We start from the raw sequence: 19,671 nt of genomic DNA, 5'->3' as shown, positions 1-19,671 counted from the left end.
ACTAAAAATATTAATTAGATGGTGTATCGTCAAGTGTCCAGGTTAAATCCGCTGTATACTTGGCTGCACCTGCCACACCTGCTGGAACAGAAAGTTTGATGGCTGTGTCTTTTGTAGCTCCATCTTTTCCCCCAAAGTCAAGCAAACTATTACCAGAGCCGTGACCAGCCGTTGCTCCCAATATTGTTGCCGATTGTACTCCAGGTGTCAAAACTGTAGTAGCTGAAGAGATATCTGCTGGGTTTGCTGTACCAGCTCCTTGAATCTCAGCATCACCTAGAGTCACTGTTGCTCCTGTTAATGTACCATGACCATTCGCTACTAAATTGCTATCTGCTGTTGTGAAGTCGGTCATTTGAACTTTTAAATTCCAACCTGAGAAAGTCCCACGATTATCTGCAACTTGAACATAGTTGGTACGTGTCGTATTATCGTCTAATTTTTGTGCAGCAGCATTGTAGACTTCTGCTTTATTGCTTACAGGATGACTTCCAAAATCAAAACTTGAAGCATAGACAATAGTTAAACCACTATCTGGCATTGTCGGTCCTACTGGATTAACGCCATCTGGCTCCGTTGGTTTTACTGGAACAGTTGGGTCTTGCGGGTCAACTGGACCTGTGGTATCTGTTCCGGCGGTAAAAGTCACCTCTCCTTGCGTGCCATATGATTGTGTTGTAGCTGCACTGGCAAGTTGTGGAGTTACTGATGTTGCTAATATTCCTAAAGTTGCTAGAGTGAGATATTTTGTTACTGATTTAGACATATAATGTCCTCTTTTCTATAATAATGTGTGTTACAAATTAATTTGGCACGTTTGTCGGTAAATCAGACAATATCCAATTTAAAGTTGTAGTGTAAGCAGTCGCATCCTTGGGGGTATCTCCAGGAACAAATAATGAAACTGCTGTTGTTAAGCCCTCTTCAGTGACCATTGAATCGTTTCCCCAGCGAATTACCCAAGTTCCAGCTCCTTCGCCAGTTGAGGCAAGAGCTACTTGAGTTTCAACACCGGGAATAAGTCCCGAAATTGTTTGTGTTTTGGGAGATTTTTCATTAGTAAAAGAAGCTGTTTCTGAACTTTTTAAATTAATCGTTGCTCCTTTAAGTACTTTGTACTTCTGAGGGCCTGAGTCAATTTGAGTAAATTGTGTTTTTTCGACTACTTTTAAGTTCCAACCGGCAAATGTTCCTCGACGATCGGTTACTTGAACATAATTCGGTGTTAAAACTTCAGAATCAAAATACTTTTGGGCTTTAGCTAAATATGTTTGATCTTTATTAGAGATTTTATGATTCCCAAAGTCAAAACTTGAAGCAAAATCAATTGTCAGTGAGCCATTTCCCCCTGGATTAGGCTTTGAACCATCTGGATTTTGTGGAAATACAGGTAAAGTTGGATCAGGTTTGTTAGGATTAACAGGGGGTTGAACTCCGCTACCTGGACCAAAACCAACTATTCCTTGCGAATTATAGCTTTGGACTTCTGCTGCATTAACTCGAATTTCCAATCCTAATGTCATTAAGATGAGAGGTATACTTAACCATCTTATTTTTTTCACAGTACCCTCCTTTTCATAGTTTAGAAATTATAAACATTTAATTTCCCGGGGTATTCGTTAAGGACCAAATTAATTGTGTCGTATATGACGTCGCTTTATTTGTACCAGCAATAACTTTAAGACTGATTGGTGATGCTGTAGAAACTGCTTCATTACCCAGATGCGCTCCACCATTTTCTTGGTAATCTGCATTAGCTCCTAGACCATATACCCAAGTTCCCATCCCTTGATTTGGACCTGCTCCTAAAATTTTGCTAGCAGCTGTACTAACAACAAAATTAGTGTTATTGATATAACCGGGTTTTGCAGCAGTGGTTCCATCGGTATAACCTTTACTAAAAGATAGTTCTGCTCCGGTTAGCTTTTCTCCTGAAGTATTTTGAAATTGATCGGATTCTGCAACAGTCAAGGTCCATCCATCCCAGGTTCCGCGTGTATCAGTAACTTGAACATAATTAGGACGTGTCATATCAACTGCACTTCCATCTTTATCTTTGCTAATCCACTGTGCATGAGCAAAGTATGTGGCATCCTTTGAAGAAATTTTTTGTGTTCCAAAACTTAGACTTGAAGCAAAATCGATTGAAAGTGCTCCTCCTGTTCCGGGTGTTGGGTCGGTACCATCAGGATTTGTTGGTCCTACAGGGACAGAGGGGTCTAAAGGATCAACGGGGTTAATTCCAGTATTGTCCCCTTCAGCAAAGTTAACATAACCATTTGATGTATAATCTCCACCGGTGCTTGCGGCATCAGCTTCACTGACAATTATTGGTCCCACGATTAATGCAGCAGTTAGTAGTACCGTTGATTTTAATAAAATTTTATTCATTTATTCTCTCCTTTTATCAAAATCAGACTTATGGTGCTGGTGTAACCGCAGATGTATTTCCATCCCAATCATTTCCTGGAACGGCTTGCAAGCTCCAATACAAATCTGTAGTATATGGTGCCGCTTTCTCAATCAAACCTGCAGGAACAGCCAAACTAATTGCTGATTTTGTCGCCACTTTAGTATGATCTGTGGTATTGGCTGTATCAACTGAACTTGCATCATAGGCATCTACATCACCAAAATTATATAACCAAGTTCCTGCTCCTTCATTTTTTGCAGCTGAAACTAGTTTTGTTGCTACTCCTGGTGTGAGCGTTCCTGAAGCGACAACATCACTTGGCTTCCCAGCGGTAATACCATTTCCTCCAAGGAGAGTGCCTCCGGTAAAGCTAATTTGTGCACCACTAAGTGCATATCCAGGATCTGTTGATGTTCCAGTAGTCATATGAAGATCTGAAGCTTGTGTTAAACTTAATGTCCAACCTGATAGCTCACCTGATTGGTCTGTTACTTGAGCATAGTTAGGCACTACTTTTACAACGTTAGATTGATCTTTTACCATATCAGGATGTGCATAATAAGTTTTAGATTGAGTGGAAATTGATTGGGTTCCGAAGTAAAGGGTTGAACCATAATCGACAGTAAGATTTCCAGAAGCACCTGGAGTACCTGGGTCTACTGGTGTTACAGGATTAGTTGGGTCTGTTGGATCAAGAGGGTCGACTGGACCAGTTCCTGCTTGTAAAGTCAAATTTGCACTTGAAGTGTAATCCCCTCCTGTAGTCGCCGCACTAGCGGTTGTGATTATCATAGGGGCAGAAATCAATATGCCGGCAAGAAGTGTTGTTGATTTTAAAATTAGTTTATCCATTAAGTTTCTCCATTTGTTTTATCCTTAAAAAAGGTGCAGTAATCGACTATTATTTATTTTCTATAAAGTTAACCTCCCTCTTTCTTTTTTATAAACTATTATGCTTGCCAAAATTAATAAGCCAACATAACTAGTTACCATTGATGAGAATTCCATATCTCCTGTTTTTGGGAGTATGGTCTGAGTAATTGGAGGGTCTTTTTTAGGATTTTCTTTACTACTTGAACTCGATTCTGGTCCTACCCAATTTCCCGTAAATCCAACTTGACCTTTTGTATCATAACTTGTTGTATCTGCTGAACCCATGGTCGTCAATAAATTTAACGATGAGAATAGCAATAAAATAATTAATACTAATTTTTTCAATATTCTTTCCTTTCTTAATCTTTACATTTACAAATTTTTATCTTTGTAATCAATAAAAGACCTCTCTTTCTCTATAAATTCTAATGTAATTTTCAGAAAAACTTCAATTTTTCGGAAATTTTTTCATTGTATTGCAATGTTTTTGCTCAATTTTAGGTCTTGATTTGTTTAGGTAATTGAGTAATGTGTAATTTTACAGATATATTTTTTAATAATCGTGTAGTTAATCTTGTACAAAATAATTAATTATTATATAATATAGTTGTATGTATCTAATTTTTTTAGTTACAAAGTAATTCTAGAGTGAAAATTTGATAAGTTAACTAGTGTTCTTTACGAAAAATTGAAGTTTTTCGGAAAGAAAACCAATAATTAGAGTTTTTTTCTGCTATTTTTTCTAATTCATCTTTATATTTACTAAAAAAAACAATTTATTACTTCATAAATTGTTTTTTAGTATCATTTAATTGTTTTTTAATATGAAAAAAAATAGTATAAAATTTCCCAAAAGTGATACAATGATAAGAAACATTTGAAAATCAACCACTTCTTCTGTCAGTAAAATTTACTAGATACTTTGCTGACAGAAATTTTTAAGGATTTTATACCATGAGTTTTATAAATATTGTTATGTTGCCTGATTTCATCAGTATTATTTCAGATGGACAAATTACAACCAACAAAGTTCTTACCCAAAGTCATTTTAAAAAATTTGAAAGTAATCCAAATGGGTTTGTTGTTGGAATTACCGGATTTGAATTGATTACCAATAATATTCGCAAGAAATTTTATTATCAACCTAATTTAAATTTTGAGGAAGCTGAACTTTTGCTTAGGGCTGAACTTGAAAAATATAAAAGTAAGCAAGTTAATTTTGGTCAACATATTTCTTTTAATGCTGTCATTGCTGGTTTTCCTATTGAGAACCCCAAAGTTCCTAAAGCTTTAAGTTTTCATGTTGCAAATCAAAACATTTTTGAACGCTACTATGAAAAATCGGCAATTCTTTCTTTGATTCCCGATGATATTTCTTTTAACCCCAATCAAATTATTACTGATAATCTGAATAAATCTTTGAATATCACTCCCACTTTTCAAGTTCAAACCCTTCAACGTAATGCACTCTATAAAGTTGCTGACCAATCCAAAACGGTCAATAAGGTTATTTTTCAAGAAATAATTGAACCTAAAATTACTGACAGAAATCACTATTCTAGCTGTCAGTAAAAAAAAGACTGAATTAATCAGTCTTTTTTTCATCGTTTTTCTTTTGATTAGCCTTTGATAAAGTCAATTTACCATGAGGATTGTATTTCTTTAACAAGTCATCAATCCGTTCATCGGTCCAATAATCGGCTGAGGCAATAAAATTTCCGTCTTTGTCACGGTCACCAATAATTTTAAATCCCATTTTTAATCTCCGAAAATATTGAAATTTTTAATCTACAAATTCAAATTCAAATTTTTGAATTCTAACGTAATCGCCATCCTTGGCTCCCATTGAACGAAGTGTTTCGTCAACACCCATCGCGCGCATTTGGCGAGCAAATTTCATAACTGATTCATCATGATCAAAATTAGTCATGATAAAGAGTCTTTCAATCTTATCACCAGATAAGCGCCATCCACCATCATCATCACGAGAAACTTTAAATGGTTTTTCTTCTTCTTCAAAGCCGTAATAAGCTGTTTCATCCGCTAATTCATCTTCATCATAAAGTAAGAATTCTGGTGTTTGTGCAAGTAATTCACTTGTGCGTGCAAGCAAACCTTGAAGTCCTGTTTTAGTCAGGCCAGAAACTTCAAAAATTTCAGGCATTTCTTTATCAGGACCTAAATCAGCAGCTAATTTTTCTTTAAATTCAGCTAAACGTTCGGCAGCTTCTGGCATATCCATTTTGTTGGCAACAATAATTTGTGGACGTTCCATCAAACGTAAATTGTAAGATTCTAATTCATCATTGATTGTTTTGTAATCTTCGTATGGATCTCGTCCTTCAAGTTCTGACATATCGAGAACATGAAGAAGGACACGTGTACGTTCAATATGACGCAAGAATTGAATTCCCAGTCCTGCACCAGAGTGCGCTCCTTCAATCAATCCTGGCATATCTGCCATAACAAAACTATCTCCATAACCTACTTGAACCATTCCAATATTAGGAGTGATTGTTGTGAAATGGTAAGCGCCAATTTTAGGACGCGCATTTGAAACAACTGACAATAATGTTGATTTACCAACAGATGGAAAACCAACTAAACCAACATCTGCTAAAACACGAAGTTCCAAAAGTAGAATTTTATCTTCTCCTGGTTCTCCATTTTCTGCTACCTCAGGTGCTGGGTTACGTGGTGTGGCAAAGCGAATATTTCCACGACCGCCGCGACCGCCTTTAGCAACCGCAAATTCTTGGTCTTTTTCGATTAAGTCAACTAAAACATCACCAGTTTCGTTATCTTTAACAGTCGTTCCTTGAGGAACATGAACAATCAAATCTTCGGCTCCACGACCGTGCATTCCTTTGTTCATCCCTTTTTCACCTGGTTTACCACGGAAAATACGGTTATAACGGAAATCCATCAAAGTTGACATTCCTTCATCAACTTTAAAGATTACAGAACCGCCTTTTCCCCCGTCACCACCGGCAGGACCACCATCTGGAACATATTTTTCACGGCGAAAAGCAACTGCACCATCGCCACCTTTACCAGCTTTTACTTCAATTCGTGCTGTATCTAAAAACAAAGACATACAGTTTCTCCTCTAAATTTTCTTTATATAGTTTATTTATTATTTTTCCACAAAAATGCGTGCTATCTATTATAGCATTTTATCAGCTTTTTTTATAGCTTGCTCTGTGCTAAAAAAGTGACAATCCTAAATTATCACTTTTTTTATTTTTAATTTGAACTTGTTGTTGTGCTTTGAGCAGTATTTTCACTACTTGCATCAGTCTTTTTCGCATTTTGAGCAGAAATAGATGCTGATTTTGAGGTAGATAATTGTGAAAGATAAGCATCATAAGCAGCTTTTGGCTTCGTATAAATACCAGCTTCCATATCTACAACTTGTGGTGCTTGAACTTGTTTAGCAACACTTGGATAATATGGCAGGCGGTCAGCTAATTGACTCAATGAAACTCGAACCTGATTTCCGTCACTCATATCAATGGCAATGAAATCTTTCGTCGCATCTGTAGGAGTTTTAGTAACATTAGTCATCAGTGATTTTATTGCTGGTTTAAGCGTTTCATAAGCATTTACAAAAGTTTTAACTTCTTCGTCATTAAAATTTTGTAAAACTGGCAATTTCTCAAGCTTAGTTGCATCAACTGGTGTTGTAATCACGTAACCGTTATTTAAGACAAGGTAAGTTTGATTATTACGTTTGACATAGACACTGTTTGTATGTTCTTTTACAATGGCCTCAAAGCGATTAGGAAAATGGTAATTGATTGTAACGGCAGAAATTCTAGGGAATTTTTGTTCGATTGTCGCTTCAATTTTTTCCTTATTATTTAGGATATTAAAAATACTATCGCTTGTTTGAATTCCTGAAGCTAATGCAACTTGTTCGCTACTTTCATTCGCATTTCCAGAAACACTAAAAGTTGATATTTTGCTGAGAGGTGAAATCAAATAAAGAGAGCCAACGAATACCAGAACAACAATTGCTAAGGCTGGCCACATTTTCTTTAAAAGTGGAGCTGAACCTTTAAATAAAGAAGAAAATCTCGAAGGTCTTTTGATTTGCTCTTCTTCATACTCATATTCATTCTCTTGAGAAAGTTGTTCTAACTGAGCAATAATTTTTTCATTTTCAATCGGAGCTTCGCTTGATTGAGTTTCTTCGTTATTAGTCTCAAAGCCTTCTTCTAACAACTCAGCTGACTCAGCTTCGTCTCTAGTGTCATCAAAGTTTTTTTCAGTTTTTGGGAGACTTTTAAGAAAAGGTGAAGAAAAATGAACCTTTTTAGGTTGATTTGCTTTCTTTTCTTTTTTGGCTTCTTCTGCTTTTCTTTTCTGATATTCAAGATGTTTTTGCTGCCAAGGGGTTAAGTTATTATCTTTTTCACTCATTTATTTACTAATTTCTTTCACTAGATTGTAAAGGCGTTGGCTAGCATCTGGAACGCCCGCTTTTAGACTAGCTGCTTGCATTTCTTGATACTTCTCATTATTTTCGAGTATATTTGAAATAGCTTCAACCAAAGTTTGACCCGTTAGGTCTTCGTCTTTGATGATAATAGCTGCACCTTGGTCAACGTATTCTTGAGCATTTTTAGTCTGTTGGTCAGCTGTCACATTTGGACTTGGGACATAAACGGCTGGTAAGCCTAAAGCGGTCACTTCAGCAATAGTTGTTGAACCAGACCGTCCTAAAAAGAGCTGACTTTTTGCTAAAAGTTCTGTCATATTATTAATATAAGGACGAATATCTAAATTAGAATTTTCTTTATATTGATTAAAAGTTTCCTTGTAATCATCATAATAAATCTCTCCTGAAGCATAAACGGTTTTAAATGAACGTTGTGCTAATTCAGGAAGGGCTTCAATAAAAGCATTGTTAAGTTTTAAAGCGCCACGTGAGCCACCAAAAATAACAACGGTTGGCTCTTCAAATTTTTCTACTTGAGCCGCTGCATCTGCAACTTCTTGTGCCCTTGGATTTCCAGTAAAAGTCGTTTTGCTCGCTGGAAAATATTGTTCTGCTGCGTGAAAACCTACTGCAATTCGGTCAACTTTTTTAGCAAGAAAACGATTAGTTATTCCTGGGAAAGAATTTCCTTCATGTATAATTGTTGGAATTTTTAATTGCGCAGCAGCATAAACAACTGGCCCTGCCACATATCCACCAGTTCCCAAAACAACATCCGGTTTAAATTCTTTCATAATTTTTTTAGCATCTGAGACAGATTTAAAAAACTTATAAGCTGTTTTTAAATTTTGCGGACTTAGTGAACGACGTAATCCTTGGATATCAACTGTTTTTAATTTAATTCCTGCTTGAGGGACAATTTTTGCCTCCAAGCCTTTTTTCGTTCCAATATAAAGCACTTCTGTATCTGGTTCTACTTTTTCCAAATACTTAAGGAAAGCTAGCGCTGGATAAATATGACCGCCTGTGCCGCCACCTGTAATGATAATTCGCATGTTTGTTTTTCTCCAATAGTTTGGGGATTCTCTGACAAATATTTTTGTACCCAACTTTCATTAAATCCTGTTCTCTAATAAACAAGAAAATAACGATAGAAATAAAGTACAAATTAAATCTGATAGCTGTCAGCAAGATGAATCGTAATTATTCTTTCTGTCAGTAAAATTAATTTTAACATAAATTAATTCAATAGTTGTCAGTACTTTTATTTTTTCAAATTTTCAAAGGCTTGAATGAATAAATCACCACGTTCTTCAAAAGTTTTATATTGGTCCCAACTTGCACAAGCTGGACTAAGTAAAATTGTATCTCCTGCTTGCGTTTGAGGTAGAATTTCTTCGAGGGCTTTTGCAACATTTTCACTATCAAAAACGGGAATATTCAATTTTTCTGCAGTCAAACGTAATTTATTTGCTGTTTGACCAAAAACAACCATTCCTTTCAAATCTTGCAAGTCTTTTTCTAACTCTTCAAAACCATTTCCACGATCAAGTCCGCCAGCTAAAAGCCAAAGTTTACTATTATCAAAACCAGAAAGTGCTTTTTGAGTAGCCAAAATATTGGTTGCCTTGCTGTCGTTATAGACTTTACGACCATCAATTTCACCAAGATATTGCAGACGATGTTTTACACCAGCAAAACTTGTCAGTACTTCTACAATCGCTTCATTTTTTGTTCCTTGTAATTTTGAAGCTACAATGGCTGCTAAAGCATTTTCTAGATTGTGCTCACCAGGAAGTGAAAGTTCAGAAACTTCCATGATATATTCATCATTAAAATAAATTTTTCCATCTTTAGAATAAGCACCATTAACTTTTTCTTTTGTTGAAAAAGCAAGAACAGTCGCTTTCGTTTTGTCAGCCAAATTACGACATTTTTCTTGATTAAAATTGAGAATCAAGAAATCATCTGAGGTCATATTTTCTTGAATTCGCCATTTTGCAGCTTCATAGGCTTTTTGCGAACCATGATAGTCTAAATGAGCTGAAAATAAATTTGTAATTAAGGCAATTTTAGGGCGGAAGCTATCAATGCCCATCAATTGAAAACTTGAAAGTTCCATCACTAATGTATCAGAAGCACTCGCTTTTTCGGCTACTTCTGACGCTGGAAAACCAATATTCCCTGACAATTTTGCTGACTGACCATCGGCATTTAAAATATCAGCAATCAATGTTGTCGTCGTTGTTTTCCCATTGGTTCCGGTAATTCCAATAATTGGAGCTTCACTGATGAGATAAGCAAGTTCAACCTCAGTAATTACAGGAATATTCAATGCTTCAGCTCGTTCAACCATTGGGTTATCATAACGAATTCCTGGATTTTTAACCATTAGTGCAAAATCTTCATCCAATAAATCAATAGGATGACTCCCTGTGATGACTTTAATTCCTTCTTCTAAAAGTAATTGCGCTTCTTTATTTTCTTCAAAAGGTTTGCCATCATTAACCGTAACAATCGCACCCAACTCATTGAGTACAAGGGCAGCAGCCATTCCAGAACGGGCAAGTCCAAGAACTAAGATTTTTTGATCTTTAAATTTCGTTATTTTTTTCATTTTCTATTCCTTTTTAAGTTGTCAGTAAAATATTTCACTGACGACTTTATCTAATCTATTTTACCCCTAATCGGGCTTTTTTTCAACAGTCTTATTTACTGACAAGTCTGTCAGTAATTTTTTCAAAAAAATACAAAAAGCTGACCTATTTGTCAGCTTACTTTTTAATAAGATAGAACTCAGCAAGAAGAATCATTTCCAACCTAGAAAATTCGTTGTTAGCTTTGCTGACTTACAAATATACTAGTTGTTACACCGAGAGTCAGCAGCAGTGAATCTGGAAAGGTAGTCTCCAAGCATCTACACTTTATCCTGTTATAAAGTATGAGGCTTAGAGCGTAATAAGTAACACAAAATAACGATTTGTTTTGCTTGATTCTTACCGTATTATGACCGAACTCAGTGGAAACAATAATTTTCCGATGAGTGAGTAATAAGGTATCTAGTAAGAGCACGCATTCACGCTTCAGAGTGTTATAAGCAGTGATACTTAGAGCGCTTGAGCATCTTCTTCTGAGGTTCTAATTCGAATTACACGCTCAACAGGTTGAATGAAGATTTTACCATCTCCCACTTCGCCCGTTTGAACTGCTTTAATAATCACATTAACAATATCATCAACTTTTTCATCGATTGATACAATTTCTATCTTTAACTTTGAAAGTAAAGTAGTTTCAATTCGTTGACCACGAACATATTCTGTAAAACCTTTTTGTTCACCATAACCCAAAACTTGAGAAACTGTCATCCCATGCACCAAGCCATTATCTGATAGGGCTGCTTTCAAATCTTCTAATTTATCTGTCCGAATAATCGCTTCAATTTTTTTCATATTTTTTCTCTCTTTGTATCTTACATTTTTACTGACAGACTTGTCAGCATACTTCAAAGACATCATTCAAAATTGATTTTACTGACAAACTCAAAATTTTATATAAGAAATATCTGTCAGTAAAATTAAACTTAAGAATCCAAACCTAAGAAGGTTGGATAAGCAGTTTCTTCGTGCTCACTGTCGTCAAGTCCAATAGCTTCAGCACGGTCAGATACACGAATTGGCATAAACAAGGCAATTACTTTAATAATGACCCAACTCACAATAGCAGTGAAAATAACTGTGAAGACAACCGCAGATACATTAGCCAAAAGCAATTTCCCAGAGCCATAGATTAAACCAGCGTAGCCTTTTTCTGGTGCCAAAGCCGGCGTTGCAAAAATTCCTGTCATAATTCCGCCAAACATCCCGCCAATACCGTGACAACCAAAAGCATCTAAAGCATCATCATATCCCAATTTCTTTTTAACTACAGAAATCATAAAGTATGATAAAGGACTAACCAAAAGACCAATAATCAATGACGACCATAAAGAAACAAAACCAGCTCCTGGAGTGATGGCCACCAAGCCAACTACCGCACCAGAACAAGCACCAACAATTGAAGGTTTACCAATCAATATTTTTTCAACAATCATCCATGAAAACATTGCTGCTGCAGCTGCTGTATTGGTCGTCATAAAGGCGTTAATTGCCACACCATTGGCAGCAAGCGCTGACCCAGCATTAAATCCGAACCAACCAAACCATAGGAGACCAGCGCCCAAAACAACAAAAGGAATATTATGTGGACGATAATCTAAACGTTCGTAGTCTCGACGTTTTCCAAGTACTAAAGCAAGTACAAGTCCTGTCACCCCACTTGAAATATGAACAACATCTCCACCTGCAAAGTCAATCGCATGAATTTGAGCCAAAAATCCACCGCCCCAAACCATATGAGCCAAAGGATAATAAACTAAAATTAACCAAGCAGTCATAAAAATCAAAATTGGTGTAAATCTCATTCTTCCAACAACAGATCCCGTAATTAGAGCTACTGTGATAATCGAGAACATCATTTGAAAACCAGAAAAAAGTCCATCTGGAATATGATTAGCAGGGAAAAGTGAATTTTTAGCCATATCCACACCATTCATAAACAAATGGTTGAAATCACCAATCCAACTATTGCTTCCTGAAAATGAAAATGAGAAGCCAATAATTACCCATAAAATAGAAGCCAGAGCCATTGGTGCAAGAGACATCATCATTGTGTTTAACACATTTTTTCGGCGTCCAAGCCCTCCATAAAAAAATGCTAATGCAGGCGTCATCAAAAATACCAATGCCGCACAAATTAAAATAAATGCAATTGAGCCTGTGTCCATAAAATTTCTCCTTTAAAAGTTCGAGATTAAAACAGAATATTTATCAATATTTTCTGACAATTTAATCATGTAATAAAATATAACACAACTTTCTAAACAAGTCAATTATTTTTGCATTTGATGTCATAAAACATAACATACGTCGCAAAAAAAGAACTGCCCTTTAGCAATTCTCTTATTCTTTATTTTATTTTCGGGAATTTTAGTGTAAAAGTTGAACCAAGACCCAGTTCTGAATTTACCTCAATTTCCCCTTGATAATTTTCTGCCAATCGAGCTAAAATTGATAAACCTAAACCAGTTCCACCAATTTCTCGATTGCGAGCCTTGTCCGCTCTAAAGAAACGCTCAAAAAGATGATTAATATCTTCTTCTGAAATTCCAATTCCTTTGTCAGATACACTCGTAATCACAAACTGTTCATCCTCAGAAACAGTAATCACGATTTCTTTACGATCATCAGGAGAGTATTTAGCAGCATTATCTAACAGAATTCGTAAACCTTGTTCAAAATGATTTTCTGAAATTCGCGCATGAGTGGGATAAATAAGCCGGTTATCAAGCACTATTTCAAAATCATCATGCAAAAGCTGAAAATTCTTAAGGGCCCGATTACAAACTTTTCCAACATCACAATCCAGTTCTTCACTTGATAAGTCAACATTTTCAAGGCGAGCAAGAGCCAACATCTCCTCAAGCATTTTCTTCATTCGATCAACTTCATCTAAACTTGCCTGCAAAGATTCATCTAATACTTCTGGATCATTTTTCCCCCATCGATTCAACAAGTTAATATGTCCATCCAAGACAGCTAAAGGTGTTCTTAATTCATGAGAAACATCAGAAACAAAGCGATTTTGCTGTTCAAGATATGCCTTCATCTTCAACATCATATCATTGTAAACATGAGCCAACTCTTCGATTTCATCTCCACTTTGAATTTCAATCGGTTCAAAATCATTTGTTGGATCATTTGCCATTTCTTGCATGCCCTGATAAAGTTTTTCCAATGGTTTCATAAAGTAATTCGCCATGAAATAACCAATCAACTGAGCGACAATCAAGGCAACAATTTCTAAAATTAACAAGACAATCAAAAGAAGATTAGAAATTCGATGATAAGTCGTCGTATCATAAAAAGCCTGTAAGTATCCCACAACTTGTCCTGTTGACTTAGAAATAATTTTTCTCTGAACTAAATAACCTGGATTTTCTCCCCGAATCTCTTTCATTTCATTATTAGCCTGATTCTGAAAACCAAAAGTATGTCGATTCGTTGAATACAATAATTTATGATTTAAGTCATAAATATAAAATGCTTTCCGTGTCCCAATGATACTACCCAAACTCATTCCTTCAGACTCACCATTTTGAATCTTTGATGTCGCTTCAATATATGTGTTCAAATTCGATGAATTCAAAGGAGCATCTGCTTTTTCTAAGACTTCCTCAACACTATCCATAGAGCGAGTTAATAATTGTTGTTCTTCTTTAATAAAAGAACTTATTGTCAATTGATAAGTCAAAGTAGCAAACAAAGTAAAAGTAATAAAACAAAAAACGGTGTTAGCAAAAGCCCACCTAAGCATGATAGACCGCTTAGCCGAACTTTCCTCTACCGTCTCTTTTTTCTTATTGAAAGTAAATAATTTTTTCATCTTATTTTTTATTTGCGTTCACGCATTACATAACCTAAGCCACGAACAGTTTGAATATAGCTATCTTGACCTTCAACATCAATTTTATTTCTAAGATAACGAATATAAACATCCACAACATTTGTTTCTGTTCCTTCTTCATATCCCCAAACTTGTGAAACTAAATGTTCACGAGTCACAACATCGCCAACATTTTGCATCAATGTCAAAAGGAGGTCATACTCACGACGTGTTAAATCAATTACTTTTTTACCACGATGAACGGTGCGATTCGTTTTGTCAATCACAAGATCACGGAAAGAAGTATTTTCAGCACGTTCAACGGCATGACCATGCTCTTCACGACGGAAGAAAGCACGAACACGCGCCAAAAGTTCCTCAATCGCAAAAGGTTTAGTGATATAATCATCAGCCCCAATATCAAGACCAGCAACACGGTCCATCGTTGAATCACGTGCCGTCATCATAATGATTGGTGTATCTTTTTCTTTTCGTAAACGACGGGCTACCTCAAAACCGTCAAGTTCAGGAAGCATCAAATCAAGCAAGATTAAATCATAATCTTTTGAAGTTGCTTCTTCAAGACCAGAACGACCATTATCCTTAATCTCAGTCGCATAGCCTTCATGTTCTAATTCTAATGAGACGAATCGCGCTAAATTCTTTTCATCCTCAATAATCAAAATTTTCTTTGAAGTCATATCATTCTCCTTTGTTAAAAAAACTGTATAATTCGATTTCTTATAATACTATTATAAGATAAATTTAATTTATGTACAAACTATTTGACGCTTTTTTTAAATTGTTTTCGCTTTCTTATGCTTTAAGGCTGAAATCCTTTGAAAATGAGAGCTGTCTAATCAAATAACCCATTCAACCCATCAAAAGGAGATTTCTTTTCTTCCAATTTTTCTTCTTGTTGTTTGGCATAATCTTCTTCACTCAAAACAGACCAGAATTTACCAGCCGGCAACTCTTCATCCTCTTCATCTTCAGCAAAAATTTGCAAAGGAATTTCCAATAAAAGATTATCAGTGATTGATTCATCTAAACTGATTAAATCTTTATCCAAAACAATAATCAAATCATTGTCTAATAATTCTTGATTCCCTCTCAAACTCTCTTCAGTCGCAAAAATTTCATTGACAAGAAGATCAATTGGATACTCGACTGGTTTTAAACTTCTTGACGAAGGCAATGTCAATACTGTTTTAATTTGATAATCTAAATAGAATAAATTATCATCATAAGCAATTTCACCTTTAACCTCAATTGGTTGACAATCCAAAATTTCTTGTGAACGTTTGAGCAACTCATCACGTAGATTTAATTCTTCATTGAAACTAATTTGTTTTTTTTTCGTTAATTCATTTAAAGACCATTTCATCTTTTAATATTCTCCCACAATTTAATTATTTTTCTTTATTTTATCTTATTTCTATATTTTTTCATAATAAAAAGCTGTCAAATGACAACTTTTACAGGTAAAAATAAAAATGGTCGAATGACCATTTCTATTATTGTTTGCCGTATTTCTTTTCGAAACGAGCGATACGTCCGTCCGCTGCTTGGAATTTTTGACGACCTGTATAGAATGGATGTGAATCTGAAGAGATTTCAACACGGATCAATGGATAAGTGTTTCCGTCTTCCCATTCAACAGTTTCTTTAGAACCTTTAGTTGAACCAGTCAAAAATTTGAAACCAGTTGTAGTGTCCATGAAGACTACTGGTTGGTAATTTGGATGGATATTTTGTTTCATCGTTAGAATTTCCTTTCTGCCTTGGACTGTTTGCCAGACCAAAGTTGTACGAATACTTAAATATTCTATCAAATTTATAGATAAATTTCAAGTTAAAATTTTCTTTTGTCAAGAAAAAAACTTTACAAACTTTTCAATTCTTAAAAAAAGTAAATTTACTCCAATAAAAATTTTCTATAATAATATTTTCCGGTAGTATCTCTAGCATAAAGTCCAATCTTACGTTGATTAATTCCGAGTTCTTTTATTTTAGTTATCCACTCATTTTTAGCTATGAAATAAGTTGCATCTTCTTGCGGATTAAGTAAAATTGGTAGTTTGGCACTTTCGTACTCGAAATCTCTAGGCATCATAAATATTATTTTTTTCCGCCTTTTTCTTAACCAACTTTTTTGATAAAGACCGACTTCATAAATCTTTACGGGAACGGATCCAATATTTACAAGATCAATAGACCACAAAGATATTTTTTCTCCAGAGAATATTTTATAAGAAGTCCAATAGTCAACTTCTAATTTTTTTCGATAGTCTCTCCTTGCCAAATAAAGCGAAACAATAACTACAGCTATAGTTCCAATCGCACTCAAGGCCTCCCAGACATTTCCTAAATCGATAATCATGAGTCGCTCACTTTCTCATTTTATACTCATGATTTTATCATATCATTTAAGCCTTTTCAAAGGAAATCCTCTTTTTATTTTCTAGATTATTATTCCCTTTTCTCTCAAATTTTCTTTACAATCTTCAAGATAATCATTATTATGTTCAGGATAGATCGGGAAGGTTTGAATAACTTCTTCTAGTTCTAAATAGACTTTAGAAGTTTGTCCCCGATATAAAGGATTTAGCCATTTTTCATCCGGATGATAGCCTCTTTTTCTCATTTCAGTCATGACTTGTAAATGATATTGAAAAAGTTTATAGGGCGAATAATTAAAAACATAATTTACTGTTGAATGTGGTTTCCCCCAGCCTTTTCCTCGAAGGGCACAACATTCACGATGCTGTCCCAAAAGTTGCTGTCTTGGAAGCTTTTTGATTAAAGCTTCATGCCAAAGTCTCATATCCACCCCTTTCATATTTAGAATAGAAAAATTTTTTTATAAAAAATCCTCCCGAAGGAGAATTCTCTTTTCCCTATTTGAATCAGATATTAATTGTTGATTTCCGATTGTTCAACCGATGAGTTCTAGAATTAACAATTAATATCTGAAATAAAGATATATCTATTATACCTTGATAAAAGGATGCCCTCAAGTAATTTGATTAGCTGATTTTTTAAAGAAACCTATTTCCAATTACATAACGTAAGCGACTAGCTTGATCTTTGCTTAAAACTTGATAAGAAAATAAAGTACTATAACCTGTTCCTGATTGCGAAATTAATATTGAACCATCAGAACGAATTTTTTCTACAAAGGCAACATGACCGTAAGTGGCATCAGCTCCATCTTATACGCCTTGAAACTTACAGCACTATAGAGTCCTGATAACCTGCTTGATTTTGCCAATCCTTACCATTTCCCATATATTAGCCATAGTTAATTCCAAACTCTTTCGCTTGATTATAGACCCACCAAGTACATTGTTTATAAGCATAAATTTGGGTTGAATAATTATCAATATCCATTGGTTTATCAATCTTCCAACCCGCTGGAGTTCCAGGCAAACTGTCAGAAGGCATTGTTTTCCAAGCAATAGCTCCATATTTCCAACCTACAGATAATAAACTATTCTGCTCAAATATATTTGTTGTATAGTTATGGGCACCTGACTGAGCATTAGGATTATAAGAAACATAAAGATTGACTGTTCCAGTTGAATAAAAGACAGGATTTGCATTATTGTCCCAACGCCAACCTAGATTGACCAAAGTTTTTGCTTCATATTTACTCAAGGTATAATAATGATCCCCACCTTTAGCATTGGGATTATAAAGCCGATAAAATGATCTTTTCGAACTTGCTTTCACCTGAGTTCCATTAGCGATATTCCAAACATCTACTGCTGTTATTATACTAAGTAGCAAATAAACATTTTCCCTTGCCTTCAAATCCTCCATTTTTTCCTAGTCTTATGCTGTTTAAACTAATGTATTCTATTTAAACTCTATAATAGGCCACCTAAAAAGTTAAAACGGCAATTTCAGGAGCTACACCAAATCTGGCTGATAAATGAGTCGTTCCTATCCCGGTATTAACATAAAGTTTTTCATTTGCCCCTAACTGATAAAGTCCACCAGTATAGTTATTCGCATGGCTCATCAATGCCGTAGCTTTTTTTTGAATTTGAGGAATAAGTGGGACGTTTATTTGACCGCCATGACTATGACCAGAAAGAATTAATTCATAACCCTTATTTTGATATTGGCTAACTTCATCTGGCTCATGAGTCAATAATATATCATAACTCGTTTCAGCCATTTGATTTGGCGAGGGAAATTGCGGATTTCCTAACAAAGCATCATCCAAACCTGTGAATAAAATTTTCTTACCATTATCTAAAGTAAAAACTTGATTTTCATTTCTTAAAAGAGAGAAATCAGATTCAGCCATAATATTTGCATATTCTCTGACAGCTCCCCCACCATAATCTCGATTGCCCCAAATTGCAATTTTTCCATATTTTGCTTTCAGACTTTTTAACTTAGAAATAACAGCTTCATTTTCATTGTATTGCGAATAATTATCATATAAATCTCCCGAGAAAATAATAAAATCAGGATTTTGTTCATTTGTTTTTTGAATCACTTTATCTAATTGATCAGCATTAAAATCCTTTTTAATATGTAAATCGGATAACTGAACAATTTTCAAATTTTCTTTAGAATTTGTATTATTCACTTGATGCTCATTGACTACTAAACGGTAAGGTTCAACTTTAAAAGCGTAGTAAAAGACTCCTATAACAGTACATATTATAAGAATAATAAGTGAAAATACTATTTTTTTAATTTTCATATCTCTAGATTATAACATATTGCGTATTTTTTAAACTTACAAAAAGAATTCACTTTTTCTAAGTGCATGCTACATATAATTATAGAAATGCGTAATCAATAGATTGGTTGAAATTTAAAGTTTATAAACAAAAATTGATAAGGAAATTTGATTATTTTACCAGTAAATAAGTGAAGAACATTTTCTTCTCGATAAAAACTAACTTAGAAAAAACCTATCCCTATGCCTTTTTATTGTTAATATTTTGAGTATCACTTTGAATCTCAACTTCTAAAATACTTCGTATGCTTGATAATGCCTCTAAAAATATTTTATTCACTTTCTGAAGTAATAAAACTTGTAAGCGAGAGGATAAAAAAACGCCTAGATTAGTAGGCGCTTTAGGAGTATTTATGAAAAAGTTTATTTTTTGGAATAGATTTATTATAGAACTTATTTCTTAAATGAATAATAAAAAATAATCAATAACTTATACTTTGATTGAATCTTCGGCTTCGGAGAAAAGCAGTAACAATCTTATACAAAAATAGATAATAAAAAAACTCAGTAGTTCTGAGTTTTTTTATTATTTAACGAGCAATATACTGTCACACACTCAAAAACATTTATATCAATATCCTATTTTTTGAAGTTATCCATGAGATCCATGCATTATCAACTTTTTTTGGTATTTATCAAAACTAGAAAACCTCCTATATTAAAGGGTTTATAGCACTTTTAATAAAATTAAAGATGCAT

The 19,671-nt window shown here is 34.6% G+C and carries 21 protein-coding genes; 1 reads left to right on the top strand and 20 read right to left on the bottom strand.

Annotation, left to right across the window (positions count from 1 at the left end; translation table 11 throughout):
• Positions 1-10 precede the first annotated feature (10 nt).
• The 5 genes from IAE52_RS04405 to IAE52_RS04385 are packed head-to-tail and all read right to left on the bottom strand — an operon-like array spanning position 11 to position 3,631.
• Positions 11-766 (bottom strand): WxL domain-containing protein, encoded by a 756-nt coding sequence (locus IAE52_RS04405; RefSeq protein ID WP_058203049.1) that lies wholly within the window; start codon positions 764-766, stop codon positions 11-13.
• A 37-nt stretch (positions 767-803) separates the two neighbouring features.
• A complete protein-coding gene (locus tag IAE52_RS04400) occupies positions 804-1,562 on the bottom strand; it encodes a WxL domain-containing protein (RefSeq protein ID WP_058204311.1) in 759 nt (252 codons plus the stop codon).
• Positions 1,563-1,599: 37 nt separating this feature from the next.
• Complete coding sequence (locus tag IAE52_RS04395) at positions 1,600-2,391, bottom strand: WxL domain-containing protein (protein ID WP_162551463.1); 792 nt, start codon at positions 2,389-2,391, stop codon at positions 1,600-1,602.
• A 28-nt stretch (positions 2,392-2,419) separates the two neighbouring features.
• Positions 2,420-3,265 (bottom strand): WxL domain-containing protein, encoded by an 846-nt coding sequence (locus tag IAE52_RS04390; protein WP_015426740.1) that lies wholly within the window; start codon positions 3,263-3,265, stop codon positions 2,420-2,422.
• A gap of 60 nt (positions 3,266-3,325) precedes the next feature.
• Entirely contained in the window at positions 3,326-3,631 is a 306-nt protein-coding gene (locus tag IAE52_RS04385; RefSeq protein ID WP_033898630.1) for a hypothetical protein, read from the bottom strand.
• A 609-nt stretch (positions 3,632-4,240) separates the two neighbouring features.
• On the opposite strand from IAE52_RS04385, the gene IAE52_RS04380 reads away from it, so the two are divergent.
• A complete protein-coding gene (locus IAE52_RS04380; RefSeq protein ID WP_033898632.1) occupies positions 4,241-4,858 on the top strand; it encodes a hypothetical protein in 618 nt (205 codons plus the stop codon).
• Between the two features lie 13 nt (positions 4,859-4,871).
• Here the strand turns inward: IAE52_RS04380 and IAE52_RS04375 are convergent, their stop codons facing one another.
• From IAE52_RS04375 to IAE52_RS04305, 15 genes are all read right to left on the bottom strand, one after another.
• Complete coding sequence (locus IAE52_RS04375) at positions 4,872-5,042, bottom strand: hypothetical protein (protein ID WP_012898204.1); 171 nt, start codon at positions 5,040-5,042, stop codon at positions 4,872-4,874.
• A gap of 27 nt (positions 5,043-5,069) precedes the next feature.
• A complete protein-coding gene (gene obgE / locus IAE52_RS04370) occupies positions 5,070-6,383 on the bottom strand; it encodes a GTPase ObgE (RefSeq protein WP_003130743.1) in 1,314 nt (437 codons plus the stop codon).
• A 149-nt stretch (positions 6,384-6,532) separates the two neighbouring features.
• Complete coding sequence (locus IAE52_RS04365; protein WP_017864796.1) at positions 6,533-7,711, bottom strand: cell division protein FtsQ/DivIB; 1,179 nt, start codon at positions 7,709-7,711, stop codon at positions 6,533-6,535.
• The gene (gene murG / locus IAE52_RS04360) at positions 7,712-8,785 is read right to left on the bottom strand and encodes an undecaprenyldiphospho-muramoylpentapeptide beta-N-acetylglucosaminyltransferase (protein ID WP_003130746.1); all 1,074 of its coding nucleotides are present in this window, start codon (positions 8,783-8,785) and stop codon (positions 7,712-7,714) included.
• 209 nt (positions 8,786-8,994) lie between these two features.
• Positions 8,995-10,347 (bottom strand): UDP-N-acetylmuramoyl-L-alanine--D-glutamate ligase, encoded by a 1,353-nt coding sequence (gene murD / locus IAE52_RS04355; RefSeq protein ID WP_003130748.1) that lies wholly within the window; start codon positions 10,345-10,347, stop codon positions 8,995-8,997.
• A gap of 490 nt (positions 10,348-10,837) precedes the next feature.
• Positions 10,838-11,179, bottom strand: coding sequence for a P-II family nitrogen regulator (locus IAE52_RS04350; RefSeq protein WP_010906046.1), 342 nt, complete (start codon positions 11,177-11,179; stop codon positions 10,838-10,840).
• A gap of 131 nt (positions 11,180-11,310) precedes the next feature.
• A complete protein-coding gene (locus IAE52_RS04345; RefSeq protein WP_033898637.1) occupies positions 11,311-12,552 on the bottom strand; it encodes an ammonium transporter in 1,242 nt (413 codons plus the stop codon).
• Positions 12,553-12,734: 182 nt separating this feature from the next.
• Positions 12,735-14,210, bottom strand: a complete 1,476-nt coding sequence (locus tag IAE52_RS04340; protein WP_010906048.1) for a HAMP domain-containing histidine kinase — start codon at positions 14,208-14,210, stop codon at positions 12,735-12,737.
• An 8-nt stretch (positions 14,211-14,218) separates the two neighbouring features.
• Positions 14,219-14,911 (bottom strand): response regulator transcription factor, encoded by a 693-nt coding sequence (locus IAE52_RS04335; protein ID WP_003130756.1) that lies wholly within the window; start codon positions 14,909-14,911, stop codon positions 14,219-14,221.
• A 155-nt stretch (positions 14,912-15,066) separates the two neighbouring features.
• Entirely contained in the window at positions 15,067-15,597 is a 531-nt protein-coding gene (locus tag IAE52_RS04330; protein WP_033898640.1) for a DUF177 domain-containing protein, read from the bottom strand.
• A 130-nt stretch (positions 15,598-15,727) separates the two neighbouring features.
• Complete coding sequence (locus IAE52_RS04325) at positions 15,728-15,973, bottom strand: type B 50S ribosomal protein L31 (protein WP_003130760.1); 246 nt, start codon at positions 15,971-15,973, stop codon at positions 15,728-15,730.
• 155 nt (positions 15,974-16,128) lie between these two features.
• On the bottom strand, positions 16,129-16,593 hold the full coding sequence (locus IAE52_RS04320; protein WP_017864799.1) for a hypothetical protein: 465 nt from the start codon (positions 16,591-16,593) through the stop codon (positions 16,129-16,131).
• 81 nt (positions 16,594-16,674) lie between these two features.
• Positions 16,675-17,037 carry a TIGR02328 family protein gene (locus tag IAE52_RS04315; RefSeq protein ID WP_010906050.1) on the bottom strand — a complete coding sequence of 121 codons (363 nt, stop codon included), beginning with the start codon at positions 17,035-17,037 and terminating at the stop codon, positions 16,675-16,677.
• Positions 17,038-17,504: 467 nt separating this feature from the next.
• Entirely contained in the window at positions 17,505-18,035 is a 531-nt protein-coding gene (locus IAE52_RS04310; RefSeq protein WP_033898642.1) for a CHAP domain-containing protein, read from the bottom strand.
• Between the two features lie 61 nt (positions 18,036-18,096).
• Positions 18,097-18,933 carry a metallophosphoesterase gene (locus tag IAE52_RS04305; RefSeq protein WP_032946821.1) on the bottom strand — a complete coding sequence of 279 codons (837 nt, stop codon included), beginning with the start codon at positions 18,931-18,933 and terminating at the stop codon, positions 18,097-18,099.
• Positions 18,934-19,671 lie beyond the last annotated feature (738 nt).

This window comes from Lactococcus sp. S47 (assembly GCF_016517475.1).
Lineage (GTDB): Bacteria > Bacillota > Bacilli > Lactobacillales > Streptococcaceae > Lactococcus > Lactococcus lactis.
The sequence above is the reverse complement of the archived record's forward strand: the minus strand, read 5'-3'. Positions and strand labels throughout refer to the sequence as shown.

Bases quoted from the DNA above. Each gene is read 5' to 3' on its own strand.
- IAE52_RS04405 (WP_058203049.1), bottom strand. From the start codon at position 766: ATGTCTAAATCAGTAACAAAATATCTCACTCTAGCAACTTTAGGAATA.
- IAE52_RS04395 (WP_162551463.1), bottom strand. From the start codon at position 2,391: ATGAATAAAATTTTATTAAAATCAACGGTACTACTAACTGCTGCATTA.
- IAE52_RS04390 (WP_015426740.1), bottom strand. From the start codon at position 3,265: ATGGATAAACTAATTTTAAAATCAACAACACTTCTTGCCGGCATATTG.
- IAE52_RS04380 (WP_033898632.1), top strand. From the start codon at position 4,241: ATGAGTTTTATAAATATTGTTATGTTGCCTGATTTCATCAGTATTATT.
- IAE52_RS04375 (WP_012898204.1), bottom strand. From the start codon at position 5,042: ATGGGATTTAAAATTATTGGTGACCGTGACAAAGACGGAAATTTTATT.
- obgE (WP_003130743.1), bottom strand. From the start codon at position 6,383: ATGTCTTTGTTTTTAGATACAGCACGAATTGAAGTAAAAGCTGGTAAA.
- IAE52_RS04365 (WP_017864796.1), bottom strand. From the start codon at position 7,711: ATGAGTGAAAAAGATAATAACTTAACCCCTTGGCAGCAAAAACATCTT.
- murG (WP_003130746.1), bottom strand. From the start codon at position 8,785: ATGCGAATTATCATTACAGGTGGCGGCACAGGCGGTCATATTTATCCA.
- murD (WP_003130748.1), bottom strand. From the start codon at position 10,347: ATGAAAAAAATAACGAAATTTAAAGATCAAAAAATCTTAGTTCTTGGA.
- IAE52_RS04350 (WP_010906046.1), bottom strand. From the start codon at position 11,179: ATGAAAAAAATTGAAGCGATTATTCGGACAGATAAATTAGAAGATTTG.
- IAE52_RS04345 (WP_033898637.1), bottom strand. From the start codon at position 12,552: ATGGACACAGGCTCAATTGCATTTATTTTAATTTGTGCGGCATTGGTA.
- IAE52_RS04340 (WP_010906048.1), bottom strand. From the start codon at position 14,210: ATGAAAAAATTATTTACTTTCAATAAGAAAAAAGAGACGGTAGAGGAA.
- IAE52_RS04335 (WP_003130756.1), bottom strand. From the start codon at position 14,911: ATGACTTCAAAGAAAATTTTGATTATTGAGGATGAAAAGAATTTAGCG.
- IAE52_RS04330 (WP_033898640.1), bottom strand. From the start codon at position 15,597: ATGAAATGGTCTTTAAATGAATTAACGAAAAAAAAACAAATTAGTTTC.
- IAE52_RS04325 (WP_003130760.1), bottom strand. From the start codon at position 15,973: ATGAAACAAAATATCCATCCAAATTACCAACCAGTAGTCTTCATGGAC.
- IAE52_RS04320 (WP_017864799.1), bottom strand. From the start codon at position 16,593: ATGATTATCGATTTAGGAAATGTCTGGGAGGCCTTGAGTGCGATTGGA.
- IAE52_RS04315 (WP_010906050.1), bottom strand. From the start codon at position 17,037: ATGAGACTTTGGCATGAAGCTTTAATCAAAAAGCTTCCAAGACAGCAA.
- IAE52_RS04310 (WP_033898642.1), bottom strand. From the start codon at position 18,035: ATGGAGGATTTGAAGGCAAGGGAAAATGTTTATTTGCTACTTAGTATA.
- IAE52_RS04305 (WP_032946821.1), bottom strand. From the start codon at position 18,933: ATGAAAATTAAAAAAATAGTATTTTCACTTATTATTCTTATAATATGT.